Here is an 11727-nt window from a genome sequence, read left to right on the forward strand (position 1 = left end):
TTAAATTGTCTGTTTGATGGAGCGGTGATTTTACCGCTCCATATTACCTCTTTACCTTACATACCATACTCATCATGAGTGTTGGGAGGAATCTAATGTCTGAAGTATCTAATACCAAAACTCCAACTTTTCTACCTCAAGAAATTATTCGCAGAAAACGTGACGGCGAAGTGCTGACTGCTGAAGAGATCAACTTCTTCATTCAGGGCGTTGCTAAGAACACGGTTTCTGAAGGCCAAATCGCTGCATTTGCAATGGCGATCTTCTTCAACGAAATGACAATGCCAGAGCGTATTGCGCTAACGTGTGCAATGCGTGATTCAGGTATGGTTATCGATTGGAGCCACATGAACTTTGATGGCCCTATCGTTGATAAACACTCTACAGGTGGTGTAGGTGACGTAACTTCACTAATGCTTGGCCCAATGGTGGCAGCATGTGGTGGTTTCGTTCCTATGATCTCTGGTCGTGGTCTTGGCCACACAGGTGGTACGCTAGATAAGCTTGAATCTATCCCTGGCTACAACATCACACCGACAAATGAAGTGTTTGGTGAAGTAACCAAAGACGCAGGTGTTGCAATCATCGGTCAAACAGGTGATCTAGCTCCAGCGGACAAGCGTGTATACGCGACGCGTGATATCACTGCGACTGTAGATAACATCTCGCTAATCACAGCTTCAATCCTTTCTAAGAAACTGGCTGCAGGCCTAGATTCTCTAGTAATGGATGTAAAAGTAGGTTCTGGGGCATTCATGCCAACTTACGAAGCGTCTGAAGAGTTGGCAAAATCTATCGTTGCTGTAGCAAACGGTGCAGGTACTAAGACAACAGCGATTCTAACTGACATGAACCAAGTTCTGGCTTCTTCTGCAGGTAATGCAGTAGAGGTACGTGAAGCGGTTCAATTCCTGACGGGTGAATACCGTAACCCTCGTCTTCTAGAGATCACGCTAGCTTCATGTGCTGAAATGCTCGTGCTTGGCAACCTTGCGAAAGACTCTGAAGAGGCTCGTGAGAAGCTAATGGCGGTACTGGATAACGGTAAAGCAGCAGAGTGCTTCGGCAAGATGGTTGCAGGTCTAGGTGGTCCAGCTGACTTCGTAGAAAACTACGACAACTACCTAGAGAAAGCGGAAATCATCAAGCCAGTATACGCACTTGAAAGTGGCGTTGTATCAGCAATGGATACGCGCGCAATCGGTATGGCTGTAGTAGGCATGGGTGGCGGTCGCCGCGTTGCAACTGACAGCATCGATTACGCAGTCGGTTTCGATAACTTCATCCGTCTAGGTGAAGTAGCAAGCGAAGACAAGCCTCTTGCGGTTATTCACGCACGCAACGAAGAGCAATGGCAAGAAGCGGCAACAGCCCTTCAAAGTGCGATTACTGTTGGTGGTGAATACACAGCAACGCCGGACGTTTACCGTCAAATTCGTTCAGAAGACGTTTAATTAAAAAATTACACAAAGCCTGCTCACACCAAAATTATTCGATAATGAGCGGGCTAAAGGAAATAGCAATGAAAAGAGCATTTATTTTAGTCTTAGACTCATTTGGTATTGGCGCAACGGCTGATGCTGAGAAATTTGGTGATGTAGGTTCAGATACTATGGGTCACATCGCTGATCAGTGTGATAAGGGCTTAGCGGATAACGCTGACCGTCAAGGTCCATTGACGCTGCCAAACCTATCTAAACTGGGTCTTGCGATGGCTCATAAAGAGTCAACAGGTCGTTTTGCTCCTGGTATGGATGCAGACGCTGAAATCATCGGTGCTTACGGCCACGCAGCTGAGCTGTCTTCTGGTAAAGATACTCCCTCTGGTCACTGGGAAATCGCGGGTGTTCCTGTTCTTTTTGATTGGGGCTACTTCACTGATAAAGAGAATAGCTTCCCTAAAGAGCTGACTGACCGCATTCTAGAGCGTGCTGGTCTATCTGGTTTCCTAGGTAACTGTCACGCATCGGGTACTCAAGTCCTGGATGATCTAGGTGAAGAGCACATGAAGACGGGCCTACCAATCTTCTACACATCAGCAGATTCAGTATTCCAGATCGCATGTCATGAAGAGACATTTGGTCTACAAAACCTGCTAGATCTTTGTCAGATCGCTCGTGAAGAGCTAGAAGATTACAACATCGGTCGTGTTATCGCGCGTCCTTTCGTTGGTGCGGGTAAAGGTCAGTTTGAGCGTACCGGTAACCGTCGCGATCTATCTGTTGAGCCGCCATCAGCAACGATCCTGCAAAAACTGGTTGACGAGAAAAACGGTGAGGTTCACTCAATCGGTAAGATCTCTGATATCTACGCTGGCTGTGGTATCACTAAGAAGACGAAAGCGACAGGTATTCCTGACCTATTTGAAGCAACTAAAGACGCGATCAAAGAAGCGGGTGACAACACGATTGTGTTCACTAACTTTGTAGATTTCGACTCTGCTTACGGTCACCGTCGTGACGTAGCGGGTTACGCAGCGGCACTTGAGTACTTCGATGGTCGTATTCACGAAGTTATGGATATGATGCAAGAAGATGACATCTTGATTCTAACTGCTGACCACGGTTGTGATCCAACATGGCCTGGTTCTGACCACACTCGTGAGCACATCCCAGTGATTGTTTACGGTAAGAATGTACCTGCTGGTTCACTAGGTCGTCGTGACACATTTGCTGATATCGGCCAAACGCTAGCAGCGTACTTCGGCACGTCGCCAATGGGCTACGGCACAAGCTTTTTGTAATTTTTAAGTATACTGAAGAGAGAGGGTAGCCTCTCTCTTCTTTTTTGTTTTGAGATAAAGGATATTTTCAATGGCAACTCCACATATTAATGCTGAAATGGGCGCATTCGCAGACGTTGTTCTTATGCCGGGTGACCCGCTACGTGCTAAATACATCGCAGAAACATTCCTAGATGATGTTGTTCAGGTGTGTGATGTTCGCAACATGTTTGGTTACACAGGTACTTACAAAGGTCGTAAGATCTCTGTGATGGGCCACGGTATGGGTATCCCATCGTGCTCTATCTACGCGACAGAGCTGATTAAAGACTTTGGCGTGAAGAAAATCATCCGTGTTGGCAGCTGTGGTGCGGTTAGCGAAGATATTAAAGTGCGCGACGTTGTTATCGGCATGGGTGCTTGTACAGATTCAAAAGTGAACCGTATTCGCTTTAAAGGTCATGACTTTGCTGCAATTGCTGACTACAAAATGGTTCGTGCAGCTGAAGACGCGGCAAAAGCGCGCGGTGTTGACGTAAAAGTCGGTAACCTATTCTCAGCTGAGCTGTTTTACACTCCAGATCCAGAAATGTTCGAAGTTATGGACAAGTACGGCATCGTTGGCGTTGAGATGGAAGCGGCTGGTATCTACGGTGTATGTGCTGAATACGGCGCGAAAGCACTGACTATCTGTACTGTTTCAGACCACATTAAAACAGGCGAGCAAACCACATCTGATGAGCGTCAAACGACTTTCAATGACATGATGGTAATTGCACTAGACTCTGTTCTGCTGGGTGACGACGAGTAATCGAAAGTCTCAGTATGCTTTGAGCTGAATGAAAAAAGCCCCTGCAGTCTCGACTGTAGGGGCTTTTTATTGTTTGGTTGGATTGGGCTTGCCTACTAAGAGTTAACGTTCTTGAGTAGCAGGTTTTCGCCTGACTTAGACTTGCCACGTCTGAGGATTAATAGAATAAACAGCACGCCACTCACAAATCCCATCACTACCATACCAATCATATAGCGGTCACTCTTGCGGTAATGGTGATCTGAGATAGCCGTGACTCGGCCTGTCTCAAAAGTCACTCGGATAAAACCTATGATGGTGTTTTCCGGAGAGTAGATAGGCTCAACCAACTGTTGTTTACCGATACTGGCCGTAGAAAGCGGAGTGTCTAACCCTAGTACTTCACGAACTGTTAGCGCTTTTTCACTCGATGCTAAACGAATACCTTCAGCGTTGTAGATTGTGGTATCAAAAACCAGTCGGTCTTGAGATAGCTGATTGGTAAGCTCTAACAGGCGCTCTTGGTCTTGCTGAATGATCATTTTGCTCGCAGACAGCGACGCTTGTGAGATCAGAACCTTGGTTAGAGTTTCGAGCTGTTTGGCTTGAATTTTCTCATTACCTTTACTGATCACTACGGTATTTTTGATGGTGACCACCAACATAGCGGCTAATAAAATCAGCGCTAAGATACGCAGTGCATTGCGTAATGAGAACAGCGATTCATTCATGATTCATCTCGCCTGAAATAAACAAATGTTATGATTAAGGTATATTGAGACTTGCACATGTAAATTGCAATAGGTTAACGTCTAGCTAAGTTAATTAGGAATCATACACATGGACGCACAGAAACTCTTGCCTATCAAAAGGCATACTACACTGTTAACTCGACTCCCGGAGACGCGATTCGCTTCTCAACTGGCCAAATCAAAGGCAAATTGGATCGTGTTTGGTGAGTATCTTTCTCCTCAAGCCTTCGATGACATCGACTTTTTCACAGGCTTCTACAACACCATTCTAGACACTTGGAAAGTGGGCAAATACGAAGTTGCTCTGATGTCTGGACAGCTTACTCCTGCACATGAAGAGATCTTACAGGGACTAAAGCTGGATTACGCTTGCCTGAGCGAAGTCCCAGATTTATCGAAGCCGGGTTTGATTGTGATGGATATGGACTCCACAGCGATTCAAATTGAATGCATCGATGAGATTGCAAAACTGGCGGGTGTGGGTGAGCTGGTATCCGATATTACCGAGCGCGCAATGCAGGGCGAACTCGACTTTGAACAGAGCCTTCGTCAGCGTGTTGGTGCACTGAAAGGGGCTGATGAAGCTATCTTAGAGCAAGTGCGCAGCACACTCCCATTCATGCCAGATTTGGTAGAGCTGGTGAACACACTGAATAAGCTAGGTTGGAAAACGGCCATTGCATCGGGCGGCTTTACTTATTTCTCTGACTACCTTAAAGACACTCTTAATCTCGATTACGCGCAATCTAACACCTTGGAAATCGTCAATGGTAAGTTGACTGGGCAAGTGTTGGGCGATGTTGTATCAGCACAAACCAAAGCCGACATTCTGATTGAGCTGGCTGACGAGCATGAGATAGAGCTGCATAATACGGTGGCTGTCGGTGATGGTGCTAACGACTTGGTGATGATGAAAGCGGCTGGTTTGGGTATTGCGTATCATGCGAAACCGAAAGTAGAGCAGCAGGCACAGTCTGCAGTTCGTTACTCAGGGCTGGGCGGCGTACTATGTATTCTTTCTGGTGTATTGGCTAAGCATCAAAAAATCAGCTGGCAAGTGAAGCCATAGCATCTTGTCTATAGATCGAAAAAGCAGGCCTTAGAGCCTGCTTTTTTAATGGATTTTGATAATAGCTGAATGATGTGTAGTTCGGCTACTTGGTCAGCTCGAGTCTGATCAGCACTTCATCTGTGATATCACACATTTCGCCATAACCAATAAAGGCCGTCACTTCATTTTCGAGTTTCTTCGCTTGGTACATACTAATCCGAGCAATCGCCTCTAAATCAGATTGGAACAGACTGGTCAGTGGGTCGAAGACTGGTGCTGTTGATACTCGTAAAACGTAGAGCTCCCCCATATGCTGAGCTTTTTTGATGAACATGATCCGCTCTTTCACCGATTTAAACTCTCGGCTTAGTTTGGTATGTACTGATTGAATCTTGTCACCAAATTTAACCGCTGCCACGTAAACATCATGGTGCTTAGGGCCAGCTCCCTCTATTTTTTTTAGCGGATCCGCTAATAGAGTATTACTGTGCCCTTTAAATATCGGCTCTAGTGACAACTTATGGTTGTGTCCAAGCTTCGCCAACAAGCTCAAGTAGTTATTGAGTGGGAAGTTAACCCCAATGATCTTACAGCGCAGCTTTGAACTTGGCTTATCAATGAAGATTGGGTTACTAACCATTTTACTCAATAGTACATTGTGGAGGGATTCCAACAGTGAGTGAGTCGGTAGTATCTCTTTCTTTTTGATCAGTTTGTTTTGGTTATGATCGATAAGGCCGTTAAGGAAGGCCACGGTACGCATGGTTTTGCCCGTTTCATCGATCGCCAACTGAACATTCTTACCGTTCGGACTAACACGGATCACTCGGTAAGGTACGGCACTCAGAGGTAGCTTCTTATCATAGAGTTGAAGCTCACTGAAGTTGATGGTTACAGGATCGTCGATCTTAAGTACTAGTGGATGCTCTAATGTGATGCTCAAGCCACGCTTGGAAAGATCCTGAGTGTGCCCGTTCGCTGCTGCACCATCGCCTGCTGTGATCTGCAGTGGTGACTTAAACTGATAGCGTGGTTCTTTGCGGCGAGACTGAGAGTCAAAGTAAATGCTCTGAATATTGCCGACAACGGTGCGTGCGTGGCGGAATTTATTCAGCTCACTGCTGGCAATACGTGGTTTCTCTGTAAGTAGGTAGTCGTCCGCACTGTCGTCGGCGCCGATTTCTTGCAAGATACCACAGTGGGTCAATTGCTCTGAGCTTCTGGCGAGATCTTTCGAGTGCTGAGCTAATGCTTGTTGCTCTTCTTCAGATAGTTCAAAAACAGAGAACTTAAAGGTTTTCCAACTCGATCTCTTAGCACCAATATGCCAGAACAGTTGGCGTTGCTCGCGAGTTGCTTCTGGCAACATCATTGAGTAGAACAGCGTCTTATTTTGATGCTCGTGAGTGAACGAGTAGATAACATTACTCGTGCCTTTCACGCCGGGCTTCGCTAATTGGTTCATACGTTGCTCATTAAACAACGTGCCTAACGCTTGTTGGTTACGCTCATCATGCCAGTACTGCCAAAGAGGGTGGTTGTTATCGGTCAGTAAAGCTAGCTTGAGCTCACTACCGCTAAAAAAGAGAGGCAAGTTACAGGTGTGCTTGAGGTATGTATGCTCGATTCCGCGAGTACGTGTGCGAATGATGCGGTCTTGGTTCTCGTGCTGAGTCTTCTTGCTGTTACTATTAAGTGATTCTTCGATTAAACGACCCACGATATTACTGTCGCATACGCGTACCGTTCTTAGAAACTTAACGGCGTTGTTATCGTAAGAATCGTCGATACCCAGAATTCGAAACTCGGTGGTTTTATCGACTCCCGGTTCTTTCGACTTTTCGACCAACTCAGTAAATTTGACGCCAACCACTTCGCCAAGGTTGTATTTGAATGCACTTGGCACCTTGAATTTCCCGCCTGATGGCGATATATCCACAGTTACGCCATGTAGCACTTGGCCTTTTGAGGTTGTTATCTCGACTTGTGACGCAACTTTTAGGCGGTTCTCTTGACGCTTTAAATCATAACCAAGGTTAATGGCTTCCGCTTCATAAGGGCTATTGGCACTGGTGATGCCGTTGTCTTCTTGTTGAGCGGTATTGATTTGATTGTTGATTGGCTGAGTTCGTGGAGACATAACCATCTCCCAAACGCCTTCAGTGTAGCCGCGAAACTTCTTTGTGCCGCGCTGATAGGCATTAAGTGCGATATCATCGAGCCAATGTTTACGCCCATCTAGGGTAAACTGGTGACATTCGTCGTCGATACGGCCGCGTAAATCGATACTCTTGGTACACGGCGCCATGATACGATTCAGTTCCATTTTAACGAGCAATTTCAGAGACGGGGATTCGCCCTCTGTCATTTGTGATAGAAGGAAATCGAAATCCTCAGCGTGATAGGCTGGGATGAGTCGCTCTGCTACAGATAGAATTTCAGATTGCTGCATACTTTTATTGTTAGAATGGATAGTGCACTTATGTTATCGACTAGTTTAAATCGATCTTTAAGTATAACTGGTACGACTGCAACGATTATTTTAATCCGTACGGTCAACGACATCACAATTTGACAACATCATCGTGTAACGAAGTAAATTATTGAGGTTTTATGGCTAAGGCAAAACGAGCTTATGTATGTAATGACTGTGGCGCAGACTTCCCGCGCTGGCAGGGGCAATGTAATGCATGCGGAGCTTGGAACACAATCACAGAGGTAAGGCTCGCTGCATCACCTCAGGTTGCACGTAATGAGAGACTCACCGGTTACGCAGGTAGCGCAACAGAGTCGAGTGTTCAAACCCTTTCAGAGATCGATCTGCAAGAAGTACCAAGATTTAGCAGTGGCTTTAAAGAGCTCGACCGAGTTCTTGGTGGTGGTGTGGTGCCGGGGGCGGCGATTCTTATCGGTGGTAACCCAGGTGCGGGTAAGTCGACTCTATTATTACAGACGATGTGTCTGCTCTCTTCACAGCTTCCGACCTTATATGTCACAGGTGAGGAATCGTTGCAGCAGGTGGCGATGCGCGCTTCGCGTTTGGGGCTACCGAAAGAGCATCTGAAAATGTTGTCGGAAACTAATGTTGATAAGATCTGTCAGGTTGCGGAGAAAGAGCAACCGAAGATCATGGTTATCGACTCGATTCAGGTTATGCACGTCGCCGATGTTCAGTCATCGCCGGGCAGTGTAGCTCAGGTTCGTGAGTCAGCAACGGCACTGACTCGTTTTGCTAAGCAGAATAATGTGGCTATTTTCCTTGTTGGCCACGTAACAAAAGATGGCACGCTGGCGGGCCCGAAAGTTTTAGAGCACATCATTGACTGTTCGGTACTGCTTGATGGTGGCACTGATAGCCGCTTTAGAACGCTGCGTAGCCACAAGAACCGTTTTGGTGCAGTGAACGAGCTTGGTGTATTTGCGATGACAGGGCAGGGGCTTAAAGAAGTCTCTAACCCTTCGGCTATTTTCCTTTCTCGTGGTGAAGAAGAAACGTCAGGCAGTTCAGTTATGGTGGTCTGGGAAGGTACGCGTCCACTTCTCGTCGAGATTCAAGCGCTGGTGGATTATTCACAGCTGGCGAACCCTCGTCGCGTAGCCGTAGGCTTAGAGCAAAACCGCCTCTCTTTGTTACTCGCCGTGCTGCATAAACATGGCGGACTGCAAATGGCCGACCAAGATGTGTTTGTGAATGTCGTTGGTGGTGTTAAAGTAACCGAAACCAGTGCTGACCTAGCATTAGTGATGGCACTGCTGTCTAGTTTTAGAGACAGAGCACTGCCTAAAGATGTGGTCGTGTTTGGTGAAGTTGGCTTGGCTGGGGAGATTAGACCGGTTCCAAGTGGACAAGAGCGTCTAAACGAAGCCTTCAAACATGGCTTTAAAAAAGCGATCGTGCCGGCGGCCAATATGCCTAAGGGCGGTATTCCAGGGATGCAAATCCACGGAGTGAAAAAGCTGTCAGAAGCAATTAGTGCTTTTGATGAGTTGTAATAAAGCTAAGTTAGGCTAATCTATACAGCAGCAAATCAAATTGGGTTTGCTAATCGTCTTTCTGCGAGCCCAATATTAAAATTAACAACCGCTTAGGTTGTTTCTACAGAGCACTTTTCCTTTCTTATTGTGGAAAGGCAAAAGTTTTTTAGTCTCAAATGCATGCAAAGCTATCAGTCTTCACAGATTGTGATATACTCTGCGCGCATTTTATATCCTATTAACAGAGTAAGACAATGGCAGATTTATCGAAATACAGAAACATTGGTATTTTCGCGCACGTTGATGCGGGTAAAACAACTACCACTGAGCGTATCCTTAAGCTAACTGGTCAAATCCACAAGACTGGTGAAGTACATGACGGCGAATCAACGACTGACTTCATGGAACAGGAAGCTGAGCGCGGTATTACTATCCAATCAGCAGCTGTAAGCTGTTTCTGGAACGGTCACCGTCTAAACGTTATCGATACTCCTGGACACGTTGACTTCACAGTTGAAGTATACCGTTCTCTTAAAGTTCTTGATGGCGGTGTTGGTGTATTCTGTGGTTCTGGTGGTGTTGAACCACAATCAGAAACTAACTGGCGTTACGCTAACGAATCAGAAGTATCTCGTCTGATCTTCGTTAACAAACTAGACCGTATGGGCGCAGACTTCTACAACGTTGTTGACCAAGTTAAAAACGTTCTAGGTGCAAACCCACTAGTTATGGTTCTACCAATCGGTCGTGAAGACGACTTCGTTGGTGTTGTAGACCTACTAAGCCGTAAAGCTTACGTATGGGACGACTCTGGTCTTCCAGAAAACTACGAAATCCAAGACATCCCAGCTGACATGGTTGATGATGTTGAGCAATACCGTGAAGAGCTAATCGAAACTGCTGTTGAGCAAGACGATGATCTAATGGAAGCTTACATGGAAGGTGAAGAGCCTTCTATCGAAGACATCAAGCGTTGTATCCGTAAAGGTACTCGTGACCTAGCATTCTTCCCAACATTCTGTGGTTCTGCATTTAAGAACAAGGGTGTTCAGCTAGTACTAGACGCTGTTGTAGATTACCTACCATCTCCAACTGAAGTTGATCCACAGCCTCTAACTGATAAAGAGACTGGCGAACCAACTGGTGAAGTTGCAACTGTATCTGCAGATGAGCCACTACGTGCTCTAGCATTTAAGATCATGGACGACCGTTTCGGTGCACTAACGTTCATCCGTATCTACTCTGGTCGCATGAAGAAGGGTGATACTATCCTTAACGCTGCAACTGGTAAGACTGAGCGTATCGGCCGTATGGTTGAGATGCAAGCTGATGACCGTAACGAGCTAACTGAAGCTCAAGCTGGTGACATCATCGCAGTTGTTGGTATGAAGAACGTTCAAACTGGTCACACTCTATGTGATCCTAAGCACGAATGTACTCTAGAGCCAATGATCTTCCCAGAACCAGTAATCTCTATCGCTGTAGCGCCTAAAGATAAAGGTTCTACTGAGAAGATGGGTATCGCTATCGGTAAGATGGTTGCAGAAGATCCATCTTTCCAAGTTGAGACTGACGAAGATTCAGGTGAAACTATCCTGAAAGGTATGGGTGAACTTCACCTAGACATCAAGGTAGACATCCTTAAGCGTACATACGGCGTTGAGCTAACTGTAGGTGCTCCACAAGTAGCTTACCGTGAAACTATCACTCAAGCGATTGAAGATAGCTACACGCACAAGAAGCAATCTGGTGGTTCAGGTCAGTTCGGTAAGATCGACTACCGCATCAAACCAGGTGAGCCAAACTCTGGCTTCACGTTCTCTTCAACAGTTGTTGGTGGTAACGTACCTAAAGAATTCTGGCCTGCAGTAGAGAAAGGCTTCGAGTCTATGATGGATAACGGTGTTCTTGCTGGCTTCCCAACTCTAGACGTTGAAGTTGAACTATTCGACGGTGGCTTCCACGCAGTTGACTCGTCTGCAATCGCATTCGAAATCGCAGCGAAAGGCGCATTCCGTCAATCTATGCCAAAAGCTGGCGCGCAACTTCTTGAGCCAATCATGAACGTTGACGTGTTCACTCCAGAAGATCACGTTGGTGACGTAATCGGTGACCTTAACCGTCGTCGTGGTATGATCAAAGACCAACAAGCTGGTGCTACTGGCGTACGTATTAAAGCTGACGTACCTCTATCAGAAATGTTTGGTTACATCGGTCACCTACGTACAATTACTTCTGGTCGTGGTCAATTCTCTATGGAATTCGCACACTACGCACCATGTCCAGCAAACGTTGCTGAAGAAGTAATCGCAAAAGCTAAAGAAGAGAAAGAAAACAAGTAATTGTTTTTAGAATCTAATTAGTTTTAAAGCCCCGCAAGTGAAAGCTTGCGGGGCTTTTGTTTTATGGGAATCATAGTACGAGATACGAGATACGA

General features: G+C 46.1%; 8 protein-coding genes. 6 read left to right on the top strand and 2 right to left on the bottom strand.

The annotated features are described in order from the left end of the window. Nucleotides 1-95: 95 nt before the first annotated feature. The 3 genes from deoA to deoD all read left to right on the top strand — a co-directional run bounded on the left by deoA (nt 96) and on the right by deoD (nt 3533). Complete coding sequence (deoA, locus tag KI743_RS11540; RefSeq protein WP_152469231.1) at nt 96-1454, top strand: thymidine phosphorylase; 1359 nt, start codon at nt 96-98, stop codon at nt 1452-1454. Between the two features lie 68 nt (nt 1455-1522). Beyond that, complete coding sequence (locus tag KI743_RS11545) at nt 1523-2743, top strand: phosphopentomutase (RefSeq protein ID WP_285404908.1); 1221 nt, start codon at nt 1523-1525, stop codon at nt 2741-2743. A gap of 70 nt (nt 2744-2813) precedes the next feature. Continuing rightward, complete coding sequence (deoD, locus tag KI743_RS11550; protein ID WP_032551570.1) at nt 2814-3533, top strand: purine-nucleoside phosphorylase; 720 nt, start codon at nt 2814-2816, stop codon at nt 3531-3533. Between the two features lie 95 nt (nt 3534-3628). Here the strand turns inward: deoD and KI743_RS11555 are convergent, their stop codons facing one another. Further along, nucleotides 3629-4243, bottom strand: coding sequence for a YtjB family periplasmic protein (locus KI743_RS11555; protein WP_032551571.1), 615 nt, complete (start codon nt 4241-4243; stop codon nt 3629-3631). Between the two features lie 109 nt (nt 4244-4352). On the opposite strand from KI743_RS11555, the gene serB reads away from it, so the two are divergent. After that, the gene (serB, locus tag KI743_RS11560) at nt 4353-5333 is read left to right on the top strand and encodes a phosphoserine phosphatase (RefSeq protein WP_150869206.1); all 981 of its coding nucleotides are present in this window, start codon (nt 4353-4355) and stop codon (nt 5331-5333) included. A gap of 85 nt (nt 5334-5418) precedes the next feature. Here the strand turns inward: serB and KI743_RS11565 are convergent, their stop codons facing one another. Then, on the bottom strand, nt 5419-7767 hold the full coding sequence (locus tag KI743_RS11565; protein ID WP_285466501.1) for a PilZ domain-containing protein: 2349 nt from the start codon (nt 7765-7767) through the stop codon (nt 5419-5421). Nucleotides 7768-7928: 161 nt separating this feature from the next. On the opposite strand from KI743_RS11565, the gene radA reads away from it, so the two are divergent. Both radA and fusA read left to right on the top strand, forming a co-directional pair. Then, nucleotides 7929-9308: a DNA repair protein RadA gene (gene radA / locus KI743_RS11570; protein ID WP_105025478.1), complete on the top strand. Its 1380-nt coding sequence runs from the start codon at nt 7929-7931 to the stop codon at nt 9306-9308. Nucleotides 9309-9544: 236 nt separating this feature from the next. After that, a complete protein-coding gene (fusA, locus tag KI743_RS11575) occupies nt 9545-11632 on the top strand; it encodes an elongation factor G (protein WP_150869204.1) in 2088 nt (695 codons plus the stop codon). Nucleotides 11633-11727: the final 95 nt, after the last annotated feature.

The organism is Vibrio sp. D420a (assembly GCF_030248625.1).
GTDB lineage: Bacteria > Pseudomonadota > Gammaproteobacteria > Enterobacterales > Vibrionaceae > Vibrio > Vibrio fortis_A.